Origin of the sequence: Chryseobacterium paridis (assembly GCF_016595215.1) — a bacterium.
GTDB lineage: Bacteria > Bacteroidota > Bacteroidia > Flavobacteriales > Weeksellaceae > Chryseobacterium > Chryseobacterium paridis.
Genome location: NZ_JAENHK010000008.1, coordinates 293,945 through 308,084 on the forward strand (window position 1 = coordinate 293,945; position 14,140 = coordinate 308,084).

Below are 14,140 nucleotides of genomic sequence, written 5' to 3' on the forward strand. Positions count from 1 at the left end.
GTGTATTATATAGGATATAGCTTAGTAAATATGATTATTGAAGCCAAAAGAATTTCGTTCCATAAAATTCTAGGTAAACGTTATATCCTCTTTGCCGAAAATCTTTGATTTTCTAGCGCCTTAAAAACAGCAGTATATTAAAAAATCTTTGCGTCTTTGCGATTAACCAAATCCAGTTATTAATGAATCTCAATAAATAACTCCTCATTGGATCTCCTTACTTTTTTCAGGTTTACCAGCCAGTCATTCTCTTCATCCCTGTATCCTAAAGCCAGAAGAACCGTACTCTTTAATCCCTGTTCACGAAGATTAAGAATCTCATCATACGCTTCACTGTCAAATCCTTCCAGAGGAGTGGCATCTACTTTCACATGAGCTGCAGCAAGAAGGCCAAATCCCAATGCGAGGTAGGCCTGATGGGCAGCACCTACAAAATGCTGTTCTTTACTTCTTTGATCCAGAATGCCGAGAAGTTTTAAACGGTAGTCATCGGTAGCGCTGGAAGGTAGGTTACGTTCCTTATTGCTAAATTCGAAAAATGTATTCACTCTTTCCGGGGTGTACTCGTCCCATGCAGCGAAAACCAACAGGTGAGAGGCCTGAAGAATCTGTTTTTGCTCCCATGACACAGGATATAGTTTTTCCTTTAATTCCTGATTGGTGATTACCAAAACCTTAAAAGGCTGTAAACCCGAACTTGAAGGTGACATACGAATCGCTTCCAGAATCTGTTCGATTTTTTCATTCTCTATTGTTTTACCATTATAACTTTTTGTGGCAAATCTCCATTGTAATGTTTCTTGTAATGACATAATGTTGAGTGTTTTTATTAAAAATTATTGAGGTTTTTATCTCATTTTGTAGGGACAAAGTTAGGATGTTTTGGTTTCCAAAACACACCTGTTACCCGTTGGTAACCAGTTACAAAAAAGTAACTAGGTGACTTTTGATACGAAGAATTCCGTAATTTTGAAGTCTAATTCTCTGGGTATGAAAAAAGATAAAATTGAGATCACGATAAAATGCCAAAATCACATCCGCGGTGTACGGGACACGATGTATCTGCTGGATGGAAAATGGAAAACCCTCATCATAAGCCATCTTTATTATGTAGGAAAAATGCGTTTTATGGATTTAAAAAGGCAGGTAGAAGGGATTGCTTCAAAAACCCTTTCTAAAGAATTGAAGGAATTGGAAATGAATAATCTGGTGAAAAGAACCCAAAATAACACTATGCCCGTTTCCGTAGATTATGAATTGACCTGTTTTGGAGAAAGCCTGCATACCATTATTGATACGATGGGTGAGTGGGGGATTCAGTATAGGAAGGACTTGTTGCAGAAGGGGAGTGAGGTGGTTGCGGAGATTATAGATTGAAACATAAAGATGGGCGACGAGAGTGACACTCGCACCAGCAAGGGGGTATACTTATGCCAGGGGGGAACTTTATTTTCTTATATTCTCGTTAAATTTTTTAGTTAATGAACAATAAGCATAATTATAACTTCAGCGGAATGTAAGTAAAGCGTGGATGGACTACATCATAATATACTTCCTATTTTTGATTTTCTTTATGTGTTTTTCTTTTTCAAATGATTATTTAGAGTTAAAGTTTTATTGTTTAGCACTAAATCTTTTTTTAAATTCTTCATAATTAAATAAATATAATTTATTGTAATTTGCATGACATGAACAAAAGTTCAAGTTCCCGTTATGCCTTTTTAATAATGGGATATGACTTAATCCATTTTCTTGTAAACTTCTTTGTATGACTTCAAAAGCATAATCGCCGACATGTATTTCTTGATCATGTTTTATTTTAATTAATAATTTTGGTATATCAACTCCAATAGAGTGTAAAAATTTGTTTAACTTAATTTCTTTTTCGGGTGATTTTATTGTGAACATTATTTGAGAATCTAATTTTTTACCTGTTAAATAATCACTATTGAGTTCTTCAATTGCTTTGTAATATCTATTTTCAGGTGGTGTATTTACGCTCCAATACCATGGATTTGATTTCGTTACATAAACACCTTTTATTGATGGAGAAGTTAACATATCAAGTCTAAATCTGAAAATTATTGGACCATACTTATTAGCTCGACTATATCTAGTATGTAAATCCTCTCCATCTAAAAAAATATAATCCCATACATCAAATTTTTTATCTTCTTCATCTGATTTTTGAGAAGTTTGATGTAATCCATTTTTTTCAACAAAATGTCTAGATAACAAAGCTCTGTTTTTAATAAAGGTTATAGAGGTAGAAACTGTATTAGCATGATGTAAAAATTTAACACCTTTATTTTTTAAAATTTGATAAACCTCCTTTGGAGACAAACAAAATTCATCCATTCTTTGTCTAGTAAATTGTAATTGTTTCTATGTAAGACCTGTTCTTATACATAATTAGCTTTTCAAATTGTACTTTATTGCCTTATTATTTAAATACTATTTTGAAAATGAGCCTTATTGGAGATCTCTTTTAGAATTTGTTCTAAATTTTTTACCAGAGATTAAGCCTATGTAATATTGTTCATTTAAAAAGCACAATATATCTTTACATATTTTTTTATCATTTGGCAATTTTAATTTACCATCTTCTATATCTATGCTTAAATTAAACTTATTAGCCGAAGATTTAATTTTTCGAGTTGTAGCAGTTGCCAATACATTGCTTTTTTGAATCAAGGTAATTTGTTTTCTTATCACTGAATTACTATTTTCTTTTAGCCAATTAACATCAATATTTAGGATCTCATTGTCTGCAAATTCTTCAATTGTTTCATTAGACGCTTCTTCAAAGAAATCATTTAGTGGAATTATTTTGTTGGCATTAGCATAGGATTTAAAATAAAACTTACCATTTTTATATATTGCATTTACAACATTTTCAACAATTAAAGCTTCATTAGATAGTTTGTTATATGTATTATTACTCCAATAAATTACTTTTTTATTGTGTAATAATTTTCGTTTATCAAAATTTTGAAAATAATATGTTTCATTTTCAATCCAAATTAATGCTTTTATATCATCAACTGACAAATCTAGAATTTCTAATCCTATTGCATTAGTGTTAGCTTCGACTAGTTCATTTGGTAAAAGTAATTCAACATATAAAACTTCATCACCTTCAATATTAAAATTACCGTCAAATAATATTTCTTCGGTATCGTCGTTCTTTAAATAGAAAGAATAATCAATAAATGTTTTTTTTATATCATTTGTAATAGATTGTAATAGATTTATTTTTCTTACAGAATTGTCTTTCAGTAGAGCAAAAAAATTACAGATTGTTTGATTTGTAGGCATATATTAAGTTCTATTTAAAATTACATAATCAGTTAATTGGGAATAGGAAGAAATTTGATTTGTATTAATTAATTTCTTTTTGGAAATCATAACATATGTTATTTTCTTTTTAGTTACTACTTCATAATATTTATATCCAAATATTTTCAGAAGAGGATTATAGAAAAATGTATTTTTACTTATAATAACAATAATAACAAAGAGAACTATCCAAATAAAAATATAAATGCTATCCTTCTTAAAAAGTTCTATACAAGGTAAAATATAACTAATTAGTAGAGTACTCATATTTAAATCTGCACTTTTAATCGAATCAATTTCAATTCGATTAATTGTCAGCTGTTTTTCAGCTTTTTTTATAAGTAAGAAACTAATTAATAATAAAATAATGAAGATCCATATGAAATTTAATTTGTTGAATATCTCGGTGTAATGGTCAACAAAACCAATTGATATTCCTTCGTTTAATGAATTATATAAGCTGACTATCCAAACGACTAGGAATATTGGAGAATAAGCTGTGATAACAAATATTAATTTTATATAGTTGGCAAACATTCTTTGTATTTAACGAAATATTACAAATATATATAATGATTTTATATGAATTGTATGTAGGTGGTAAGTTTTTATAATTAATTGTTTAGTGTGAACTGAAGAATTTCATTTTTTAATTGCTTGTTTTTTTAATGTTGTATCATTTTAATGAACAATATTAATCGTAATAAATTATTATAATTTCTGGGTTTCCGTAAAACCCAGAAAATAATTTTGTCAGAATTATTTTTAGTTAAGGTTATATGGAGTTTTTTTGTTGTATTTTTAATTTCATAAATAAAAATAGGATATACTGACACTAGTAACTAGCTCGTGTCTAAATTTAGTAACAGTTTATAGATTGATCCGGAATCGTTTCTTTCTCAGATCTTTCACTACATTTCTGTTTAAATCTGTAATTAATGATTAACAAACTTAAAGGCACATCAGCAAGTGGCCTTTATTTCCTAATTTAATTTTAATAAAGCATTGTTATGAAAACTTCCGAATTTAAGGTCGCTACCAGAAAACCATACACAATTCCAAAAGCTTTTTCCTTCACTGCTGTAGTCATTAATTGTCATAAGTACATTTTCTTGTATGTCAGATTTCAATCGAACAACGTCTCCAATTTTTAATTCCATGTTGATTAGTTTAAATTGTTATTAATTTTTATTAAAATAAATATAATTCTTTTCTTTGAACTGAGAGGGAATGACTTTAGTTATTGTTTATATATTTAAATTTTACAAAACTATTTCTAAATTAACCAGATGAAAAATAAATGGTGGTATTATTTAAGGTGGCAAAACCCATTGCTTCACTTTAACCTTTGAGACAAACTTTCAAGGTTTTTATAAAAATATCTAAATGTTCATTAGTCATTGTTATTTCTTTCACAGTGTTACAATTTGTAATTTTGCAAATAATGTTGTTCATGATTATTAGTTTATTTTTAAAACCAAAGATTATATAATTCTAGATCCTTACTTACTATTTTCAAACTTAGTAAATAGAACACGTAAAAACCAAATTTTCTTTATATTTGTATAAAGCACAACAGAACCACTATGGAAAAGCTAAGAAGTCTAAGAAAGCAGCGAGGGTACACTCAGGAATATATGTCAAAAATCTTATCAACGGATGTGTCCAACTATTGCCGAAAGGAGAGTGGTGATGTCAAAATATTTGAGGATGAGTGGGAAAAGTTGGCTAAGGCTTTGGATGTTTCTGTAGAGGACATCAAGGAGGAGAGAGGTGCTCAGATTCAGCATAATGAAAACTCTACCTTAAATGATAGTGCAAGTATCAATTATAATCAATTTTGTAATGTTCCCAATTACTTATTAGAGAATCAACAGGAATATATCAATCTTCTTAAAGAGCAGATCGAAGTTTTAAAAGAAGAAAATAAAAGGTTAAAATCTGGAAAATAAATCTGTTTCATAAAACAGATCATTCATATACATACTGCTTCCAACGAGGCAGTATTTTTTTGTGGTAAATACAGTTTTCCTATATTCATTATTTCATAATTACAATAGTAAAAAAGTCTTAGTTTTTATATCTTTATTTGAAAAATTCAGTAGATAATTTAAGATATAAGTATTTGTTAATTAATGTGTTAACATAATAAAATTTTTCTTGATTGTTTGATTTGTATTTTTATATTTGATATTTAACTTTAAATATTTAAACACAATGAAGAATTTAAAAAAATTATCTCGTAGTGAACTTAAAAGCTTAACAGGAGGGAGGCGCCCCCAAACCTGGATTGCAGATACATCTTGTGGCTTAACTGCTACCACGACTCAGGATTGGACTCCACAACAAGCTAGTGAATGGCGTGAAAGGGTGGAAAAAATCAATTGTCCTCCACCTACTAATTCTGGTCCCAGCACCCATCTTGCCTGATAATTAATCTAAAATTAAGCGCTTATAGTGTAATAATCTGCACTATAAGTGCCATTTATTATGAAATCATCACTCATCAATTATCATAAAAAACTACTCCAACTATTCATTGTATTGTATAGTCTTTTACCTTATGCTCAATCATACAAGCAGGATACTTTACGGAGTGAATTTACTTATCAGTTAAAAGCTAAATTCGATACACGAACTGATTACAGACATGAAGAACTATTTTCATTGCAAATAGGAGATCATCGCGCATTTTTCGCAAGTGTTCCATCGCTGAAAGGTGATTCGGTAATGGCTAGTTCAGGAACAACGACAAATAACCCCGATGGAAGTATAACTCTTGGTTTCAAAAAAGGAATTGTTATTCCAAAAACCAATTTTAACTTTACCATCGTACAATCCAATGAAAACATACAATACTTTGCACTCGTTGCCATGTCATTACTCACTTATAAAGAGTCAGTAATAAAAAATTGGAAACTTGTGGATGAAACAAAAATAATCAGTACCATCAATTGTAAAAAAGCAGAAGTTACTTTCAAAGGAAGGAACTGGATTGCATGGTATTCCCCCGAAATTCCTTTACCCTATGGTCCTTATAAATTTAGTGGTTTACCTGGACTCATCATTAAAATAACAGATGATAAAGGTGATTTTGATTTTGAACTTATAAAATCTGTTTCGAGTTCTAAATTGAAAGGAAAATTAGTTAATATCAGGAAAAGCAGATATACCGAAGGTATAGAAACGACACAGCAGAAATTGAAACAGGCATTAAGAAATGCTGATGCTAACGCAGCTGCTGTACTAGCAAGCCAGGGAACGACTATTATAAAAGGACAAGAAGTAATTAGACAGAGAGAAAAAGAAAGAGAACAAAATAGACAATATGAAAATCCAATAGAATTGGAATAAAGCAGAATCGCAAAATTGCGGAATTGCAAAATCGATTTTATATTAGTTAAAGTGAATAATCTTTGATTTCTTAATACTGTAAAATTGCGAAATCGCGAAAAGGCAAAATTGCTTTTATTGGTTGTAAAATTGCGAAATCGCAGAAGGGCAAAATCGCTTTTATATTAGGCAATAATTAAAACCCTTCATCTTTTAAACTAAACTTACAATCCGAACCTAACACTGGAGAACTCGTAACAATTAACCCAAACCCTACACCCCGAATCTCGTAACTCGGATCTCCAACCCTCCATTTTCAACTTTCAACTTTCAATTTTCAACTAATAAAACATTATTTAATAAACATTGTATTTCCGTGTTTCTACGTAAATCACTATTTGGTTATTTATACTCTACTATTTCTTTCGGTTTCTCCGTTACTTTGGTCTGTTCGCAGAACTGAAAGTTTATATAAAGACCATAAAAAACTAAAATAGTATCATGAAAATTATTACCATCACATTACCCTTATCTCCGGATTATCACAATGAGTCCGCAGATCTTAAGAAAACAGGATATACTATATCCTTTGAATTGCAAAACGGAGTACATACGGTAGACACTCCATCAATACCTGTTGGAAAGTTGTCGTATCTTAATAATACCAATCTGATGGCTCAGCTTTCTTTTACATACGATTATGATGAAGAAAATCAGGTGATCACGATCAGTGGACCGGAATATACTGCAGAAGATGCTGTTTGTCTGACCACTTTTCCGGAAGGAACGTCGGAATACGCTTATCAAAGAGGATCAAAAACGAAGATCAGTACTCCTCAGGCATTGTATAATCCCAACTGGAACTATAATACGCCGATGACTCCTCATCTGGATGCACTTTTTGCAGATACGGTGAAAGATGCCAATAATACTTTGATCGATGCTTTCCTGAGGGAAAATTTGACCGTTCAGGTGAAGACTCCACCTCCTGCAATAACTCCAGAGGAGCATGATGATCTTCAGGTGGTTTATAAGGACGGTTGGTTTGCTGGTTTTTATAACCCTGAAGAACATTACGGAGATGAATTCGTAAAAAGATCGGTATATTCCGTGTGGGGTGGAGAAGTAACCTTCAACAAAAATGAGAATTTTGCCAATGTTATCGGTAGTACCAACGATCCCAAAATTGCTGGAAAATCATGGCTTAAATTATGGAGCGACCAGTTTGGAATATATCCCGCAAGCTGTAGTTCCCTCAATTATACTCCTGTTACCTGTAATACGAGCCTTGTGGGTGGTCATGTAATCCTTGGAAAAAAGGCACAAACAATACCAAAGGGATCCAACAGTGTTTATATTATGCCGATTTGCACTGCCCATAATAACAATAACAATGTCTACATGGCAGCTATTATTTACCAGAAAGGAATCTGGCTGAACAATTATCTCAATTAGGATTTTCATCAAAAAATAATAACCAAAAACTTCAACAATATGGTACATTTAACATTGCGGTCCGTTGAACAATGCATTATGGCTGCCTATAATCAATACCTGACAGGCAGAGACGGAATTATTACATGTCCAACCATTGATAATGGAAAGGTAACCATTCAAACTATGATCCGGGCTTCTCAGTTCGATTGTGGTTTTGCTGGAAACCAAATGAGTAAAGCAGATAAGGACAACCTTAAACAATGGTGTAGTAGGAATCCAGGAGGAGGCTGGGCATTCGGATTCCGGGATACAGATTCTTCTCACCCGGATAATGTGAACATTACCCTCATCAATAAAACAAATCTGATGTTCAATTTTCATGTTTATCTCTATTAATCAGATTGTTTTTCCAAATAGGAACCCCGGTAACTTGTTGCCGGGGTTATTGCTGCAAGAGTTTTGAAAGGAATGAAATATTTTCAGAAGGTAAGATAAAACAAGTAGTAGGAAAAGTAGATGGGAATTGAAATTAGAAAATACCATTTTGACCGGTACGGCTATCTTAATCATGAACAAACAAATAGATCCGAGAAATTTCATTTTCTCGGATCTATCATTATCTTTTCGTTCTACTTTAATTCAAAATGAATTAACAGCTCGAAGGTGGTGAATTGGGGCAAGTCGCATTTTGACAATGATCCGTGTCCCATGCATTACAGCAACGAGCTCTTGGGTCCCAGCTGTTACATCCAATAGGTACATTCCCGCCTTTGATTGTTTTTAATTCTCTTTTGTTTAATTTTCTTAGATTTTTCATAATTAATATTTTAATTTGATTAATAAGTAAATATCCAAAATTATTTTAAATTATACAATAAATAGTGAATTGTGTTGTTTGTTTTTAATTGATTGTTTGCCTTTTGTAATAATTTTCTTAAAAAGGTGAATATGATAATTATTTTACTTAATGACATTGTCTTGTTCCAACTGATTATTAGAATTAGGAATTTAGGGAAATAAAATACAAAGAATACCGTCCTGAAAAATTTTTTCATTTTTTTTGATTATCCCACATGTGTATTATAACACGACATATTTTGTCGCTTTTATATCGTGCCTTTCAGTGTGCAAAACGTAACAATTTAAAAATGAGAATTAAAAACATGATACAATTCATATTAAATCTTTTTAAAGTGAAATTAAGGGATACTAAAAAGTGTTAATTTTGCACTATTTTAAATAGCCCTAAGTTAAACTAAAAATATACAGATAACTATGCAAAAAATATATATGAGTGCATTAACCTTATGCGTTATTGCTACACTATATTCTCAAGAGATAGTCTGGCAAAAAGACATTAAATCTTCTACTCAGGATTTTCTAAGCCAGGTCACAACAACGATCGATCAGCAGTATTTGATTACAGGAAGTGTAATTCAGGCATCTAAAACCGAAGGAAAACAAAATAATGGTTACGATTTTCATTTAGTGAAATTGAATCAACAAGGTGAAAAAGTTTGGGAGAAATATTTTGCGGGGCAGAATCATGATTATTTATCTTCAACTGTAACAACTCAAGATGGTGGATTTCTTCTTTCAGGAACCTCATACTCAGGAAAAGGACTGGATAAAAAAGAGGATTCCAAAGGAGGATCTGATATTTGGCTGGTCAGAATTAACGAATTTGGTGATGAATTGTGGCAAAAAACATTGGGAACTTCTGCTGATGAAGAAGCTAGGGCTGTTATTCAAACTACAGACTTAGGATTTTTTGTAGCTGGGAATGTGCAAAGCTCCCTTCGAGAGCCTCAGGGAACTTCAACACAAAAAATACAAACGATATCTGGTTACGGTTCAAAAGATGTCTGGATCACTAGGCTTGATAAAAACGGAAAAGAAATATCACAGTTTATTTTAGGAGGAAGAGGATTAGATGAAGTAGAGAAAATGATTCCAACGAAGGATGGAGGAGCATTATTAGGAATCTATTCAAGGAGTTCAGAGTTTCGAGTTTCCAGATCTGAGAATCAAAACTCAACCACAGGAGCCTCGAATCTAGTATCTCGTTACCCAAAAATAACCAACAATGAAGGAGAAGGAGACTACTGGATCGTAAAACTTTCTAAAGACGGAAAAGTAGAATGGGAAAAGAACTATGGAGGTAGAGGGGATGATCATTTAAGAACACTGGCTTTAACTTCAAATGGTTACATTGTCGGAGGAGAATCAAGAAGTGAGAGATCAGGAAACAAGACTGTTGGAATTGAAGAAGGAACTGATCTTTGGTTGATTTCTTTGAACGAAAGAGGAGATGAATTATGGCAGAAATCCTACAACTTTAAAAACAGAGACATTTTAATGGGGATGAGTGTTATTCATTCCGTAGATGATAAAACGTCTAAAGGAATTCTATTAGGAGGATACACTCAAGCAGAAGGAAGAGTAGAAACAGATGATGAAACATTCTGGATGCTATATCTGAATCAGGATGGTAATGAACAGTGGAGAAAATATGTAAAAGGAGAATCCAAAAAAGGAGAAGAAAGATTATCTGATATCAAATTAAACAGAGATGGTTCAATCATTTTAGCAGGAACCAGTGCAGAAGAGCTTGGAAAAGAAAACTGGAAGATTGTAAAATTGGGAGATAAACAACTTGATCAATTGATTGAAAAACAAGATATCAAGATTTATCCGAACCCAGTATCAGATTATGCATATGTAGAAACTGGGTTTGAATTTAAAGAAGCTGATATTACGCTTTATGATATGGGAGGAAGACAGCTCCAAAACCTGAAAACTAAAAATAAAGTTACAAAGATCAATACCCAATCTCTAATTCAGGGAGCTTATCTGGTGGTGATTAAAACTGATACTAATAAAACAGCTAATGCTAAACTTATAAAGAAATAAAATGATGAAAAAAATATTTAAGCTAAAACAGAAAATAATAATACTATTAGCTATTATAGTATCATTGTCTTTTTGCTTTGGACAAAATGTACCAACAATAAAAACACCCCAAACTTATAATATTGAAAAATTTGGGAATATTCCTGTTAGTCTAAATACAGGAAGTATTTCTTATGATATTGATCTATTCAATTATGAAAATATTTACAATGGAAATAGTTACAATATTGGATTAAAATATTATGGAACTGGATTTGTTCCTGCCAAAAAGTCTAATTATGTTGGATTGGATTGGTCATTAGACATAGGAGGAACAATTAGTAGAGAAGTAAGAGGTTTACCTGATGATTTTTTTTCAGATTGGCCAAAAAGTCAAGGCCTATATGGACACTTGGAAGGGGCTAAAACATCTAATAAAACCAATAATGATATATATAATTTTAATTATCCAATGTTGATGGGTGGTTCTGGAGGTATAGGAATTAAAACTGGAACCTATAGTTTTGAAATCGAACCAGATAAATTTAATTTTAATTTTATGGGTAATAGCGGATATTTTTTTATTGGAAATGACATGAGGCCAATTATTGTTTCTGATAATAAAAATCTGAAAATTGATATCTCACAACTCTCATCCAAACAACCCCTTAACCCACAATCAACTAATGGTTCTGCATGTTTAACCAAGCCCACTACAATATTAATTACGGATGAAAAGGGTATAAAATATTATTTTGGAGGCAATTATGAGAATTTAGAAATATCTTATAATTTATTACCACAACAAAGTTCAGAAAACAGATTTACAATCACTGCTTGGAATCTTTATAAAATTGAATATCCAAATTCTAATGTTCTTGAAATAAAATATCGTGCTGTAAATATAGTAGGGTCTGACAGAAACTTTTGTATAGATAGGGACAATATCTCTTTTAACACACAAGAGCCATTTCTTTTAATGTTTGATCATAACATGATTTTTAAGCAAGAGATTTCATCTACCAATGGAAATTATAATACTAGTAGTGGAAATCTTTTATATGACGGGACAATCTATTGGGGGAATAGTACTTCATATTCTAACGGCTCTACCACAACATATTCGGCAACTAAAAAAAGCCTTCCAAGCTCAATTACATTGAATGGAAAAAATTTAGTTACTTTTGATTTTGAACGATTTGAAAAATATCTACAATTCCAGACAATACCTTCTTTAAAACTAAAAAATATAATATTTTACGATATAACAGGCAATAATGTAGTTAAAGAAGTTAACTTGAATTATTATAGATATAAGGACTATTTCTTTTTGGATAAAATAAAAATGTTTAGAAAGGAACCACAATTACAAGATTTTCTACAAGAATACAGCTTTGATTATTATAATAAAGATACTTTACCTGATGAGAATACTGGATTAATAGACTATTGGGGATATTTCAATAATAAACCTCGAATGAATATGATTCCTAATTTCACATTAAATAAAAATACTGGAGACTATATAGTTACGGATAATACCCGAGAAGCAGACCCAACACTGTGTTCTACAGCACTTCTTAAAACTATTACATATCCAACAAAAGGAAAAAGCGAATTTATTTATGAGCCTCATAAATACAGTGAAAAATTAGATAGAAATTCTTCTTCACAGTTTAAAAATACATTAATTCAGGCTGAAGGAATTGTAGGAGGAGGTCGTATTAATAAAATTATTAATTATTCTAATGATGGATTCCAAACAGGGATAAAAGAATATAAATACATCACTAATTATTCTCCTAATGGGAATAATATAAAATCAAGTGGAATTCTGTCAAGCTATTATAGAAATTTAATCTACCTAAAAACACAAACTCAATTTAGTGTTTATGAAGAACTAAATGCCTATTCAGATAATATTATTGAGACATCAATGAACTCCTCACCCATATTATACTCTGAAGTTACAGAAATGGAAAGCGGTAAGGGATATACAAAGTATTATTTTACAGATTACAAAATGTATCCTGATATTCCTGATTATAAGTCAATTGATAATAATCTAAACAACTTTGATGTAAACTACTCTCCAGCTAATATGGGAAATATAAACCTTCCTTATCGATCAAATAATTATAAAAGAGGAAAATTATATAAGCAAGAAATATATGATCAGAATTTTAATAAAATAAAATCAGCGAATACAGAATTTATAGATATATCGGAAGCTATCTCTAATAATTTTACTACTTATGTAGCTGATAGGCTACGAACAAAGTACTTTTTTAAATTGTTTGGAGGATCTTTTTCACCAAGTAAAACTATAACTGATGATATTTTAAACAATAATGTATTATCGTCCAAATCAGAATATTTCTACCAATCAGCTAACGGATTAAATCTTTCGAGACTTAGAAATACTGATACAGATGGAACAATACAGGAAAGTTCTTATCAGTATGCCCACGAAAAAAATAATCAAACACTCATAAATGCCAACATGGTAGGAATACCACTTCAAACAGAAATAAAGAAAAATGGAAAAATAATTTCTAATACAGAAACTAAATATGATAAACTTTATCCTTTACAGCTTTATCCGGGTTCTATTATTTCCTACAGCTTGGATAATAACAATCCCGAAGCAGAAGTTACATTTGATCAATATGATTCTTCTGGTAATTTGGTACAATATACAACCAAACAAGGGATTCCTGTTACTTTAGTTTGGGGTTATAATAACACTCAATTGATAGCTAAAATAGAAGGTATTGATTATGCTCATGCTTATTCTACAGTTTTAGTTACTGCCATAGCAAAGGCTAATTTGGATATTGATGAAGCTTCTGAACAAGTATTGATTACAGCATTAAATAATCTCAGATCAAATACGTTATATAAAGATTGTCTTATTACTACCTACACGTATAACCCTTCTATAGGAGTCACAAGTATTACACCACCTTCAGGAATCAGAGAAGTATATATCTATGATACTGCTAACAGACTGAAAGAAATAAGACAGGATTCTAAAACAGGTAATCTGGTAAAAGAATTCAAATACAATTACAAAAACTAAGACACGATGAAAAAGATACTCATTCCAATAGGAACATTACTAATAACGGGCATGGTT

General features: G+C 31.2%; 12 protein-coding genes. 8 read left to right on the top strand and 4 right to left on the bottom strand.

Features of this window, described 5'->3' with window-relative positions:
- Positions 1-179 precede the first annotated feature (179 nt).
- Positions 180-812, bottom strand: a complete 633-nt coding sequence (locus tag JHL15_RS09835) for an NAD(P)H-dependent oxidoreductase (protein WP_200245417.1) — start codon at positions 810-812, stop codon at positions 180-182.
- Positions 813-990: 178 nt separating this feature from the next.
- On the opposite strand from JHL15_RS09835, the gene JHL15_RS09840 reads away from it, so the two are divergent.
- Positions 991-1,377 carry a winged helix-turn-helix transcriptional regulator gene (locus JHL15_RS09840; RefSeq protein WP_200245418.1) on the top strand — a complete coding sequence of 129 codons (387 nt, stop codon included), beginning with the start codon at positions 991-993 and terminating at the stop codon, positions 1,375-1,377.
- A 237-nt stretch (positions 1,378-1,614) separates the two neighbouring features.
- On the opposite strand, the gene JHL15_RS09845 is transcribed toward JHL15_RS09840, so the two are convergent.
- Entirely contained in the window at positions 1,615-2,358 is a 744-nt protein-coding gene (locus JHL15_RS09845; protein ID WP_200245419.1) for a hypothetical protein, read from the bottom strand.
- A gap of 114 nt (positions 2,359-2,472) precedes the next feature.
- Entirely contained in the window at positions 2,473-3,318 is an 846-nt protein-coding gene (locus JHL15_RS09850) for a hypothetical protein (protein WP_200245420.1), read from the bottom strand.
- 1,607 nt (positions 3,319-4,925) lie between these two features.
- Here JHL15_RS09850 and JHL15_RS09855 point away from each other — a divergent pair.
- The 5 genes from JHL15_RS09855 (at position 4,926) to JHL15_RS09870 (ending at position 8,505) form a co-directional block, all read left to right on the top strand.
- On the top strand, positions 4,926-5,291 hold the full coding sequence (locus JHL15_RS09855) for a helix-turn-helix domain-containing protein (protein ID WP_200245421.1): 366 nt from the start codon (positions 4,926-4,928) through the stop codon (positions 5,289-5,291).
- A gap of 265 nt (positions 5,292-5,556) precedes the next feature.
- Complete coding sequence (locus JHL15_RS21400; RefSeq protein WP_449508519.1) at positions 5,557-5,769, top strand: bacteriocin-like protein; 213 nt, start codon at positions 5,557-5,559, stop codon at positions 5,767-5,769.
- 60 nt (positions 5,770-5,829) lie between these two features.
- Positions 5,830-6,693 (top strand): GLPGLI family protein, encoded by an 864-nt coding sequence (locus tag JHL15_RS09860; RefSeq protein WP_234047733.1) that lies wholly within the window; start codon positions 5,830-5,832, stop codon positions 6,691-6,693.
- Between the two features lie 480 nt (positions 6,694-7,173).
- On the top strand, positions 7,174-8,127 hold the full coding sequence (locus tag JHL15_RS09865) for a hypothetical protein (RefSeq protein ID WP_200245422.1): 954 nt from the start codon (positions 7,174-7,176) through the stop codon (positions 8,125-8,127).
- A 39-nt stretch (positions 8,128-8,166) separates the two neighbouring features.
- Positions 8,167-8,505: a hypothetical protein gene (locus JHL15_RS09870; protein ID WP_200245424.1), complete on the top strand. Its 339-nt coding sequence runs from the start codon at positions 8,167-8,169 to the stop codon at positions 8,503-8,505.
- A 253-nt stretch (positions 8,506-8,758) separates the two neighbouring features.
- Here JHL15_RS09870 and JHL15_RS09875 read toward each other — a convergent pair whose 3' ends face one another.
- A complete protein-coding gene (locus JHL15_RS09875) occupies positions 8,759-8,926 on the bottom strand; it encodes a bacteriocin-like protein (RefSeq protein WP_200245426.1) in 168 nt (55 codons plus the stop codon).
- A 458-nt stretch (positions 8,927-9,384) separates the two neighbouring features.
- Between JHL15_RS09875 and JHL15_RS09880 the strand changes: the two genes are divergently transcribed.
- Positions 9,385-11,022 carry a T9SS type A sorting domain-containing protein gene (locus tag JHL15_RS09880; protein WP_200245427.1) on the top strand — a complete coding sequence of 546 codons (1,638 nt, stop codon included), beginning with the start codon at positions 9,385-9,387 and terminating at the stop codon, positions 11,020-11,022.
- Between the two features lie 4 nt (positions 11,023-11,026).
- A complete protein-coding gene (locus JHL15_RS09885) occupies positions 11,027-14,083 on the top strand; it encodes a hypothetical protein (RefSeq protein WP_234047734.1) in 3,057 nt (1,018 codons plus the stop codon).
- Positions 14,084-14,140 lie beyond the last annotated feature (57 nt).

What these genes read in the sequence shown, in the direction of transcription:
- JHL15_RS09835 (WP_200245417.1), bottom strand. Translation starts at nt 812, where the DNA reads ATGTCATTACAAGAAACATTACAATGGAGATTTGCCACAAAAAGTTAT.
- JHL15_RS09840 (WP_200245418.1), top strand. Translation starts at nt 991, where the DNA reads ATGAAAAAAGATAAAATTGAGATCACGATAAAATGCCAAAATCACATC.
- JHL15_RS09845 (WP_200245419.1), bottom strand. Translation starts at nt 2,358, where the DNA reads ATGGATGAATTTTGTTTGTCTCCAAAGGAGGTTTATCAAATTTTAAAA.
- JHL15_RS09850 (WP_200245420.1), bottom strand. Translation starts at nt 3,318, where the DNA reads ATGCCTACAAATCAAACAATCTGTAATTTTTTTGCTCTACTGAAAGAC.
- JHL15_RS09855 (WP_200245421.1), top strand. Translation starts at nt 4,926, where the DNA reads ATGGAAAAGCTAAGAAGTCTAAGAAAGCAGCGAGGGTACACTCAGGAA.
- JHL15_RS21400 (WP_449508519.1), top strand. Translation starts at nt 5,557, where the DNA reads ATGAAGAATTTAAAAAAATTATCTCGTAGTGAACTTAAAAGCTTAACA.
- JHL15_RS09860 (WP_234047733.1), top strand. Translation starts at nt 5,830, where the DNA reads ATGAAATCATCACTCATCAATTATCATAAAAAACTACTCCAACTATTC.
- JHL15_RS09865 (WP_200245422.1), top strand. Translation starts at nt 7,174, where the DNA reads ATGAAAATTATTACCATCACATTACCCTTATCTCCGGATTATCACAAT.
- JHL15_RS09870 (WP_200245424.1), top strand. Translation starts at nt 8,167, where the DNA reads ATGGTACATTTAACATTGCGGTCCGTTGAACAATGCATTATGGCTGCC.
- JHL15_RS09875 (WP_200245426.1), bottom strand. Translation starts at nt 8,926, where the DNA reads ATGAAAAATCTAAGAAAATTAAACAAAAGAGAATTAAAAACAATCAAA.
- JHL15_RS09880 (WP_200245427.1), top strand. Translation starts at nt 9,385, where the DNA reads ATGCAAAAAATATATATGAGTGCATTAACCTTATGCGTTATTGCTACA.
- JHL15_RS09885 (WP_234047734.1), top strand. Translation starts at nt 11,027, where the DNA reads ATGAAAAAAATATTTAAGCTAAAACAGAAAATAATAATACTATTAGCT.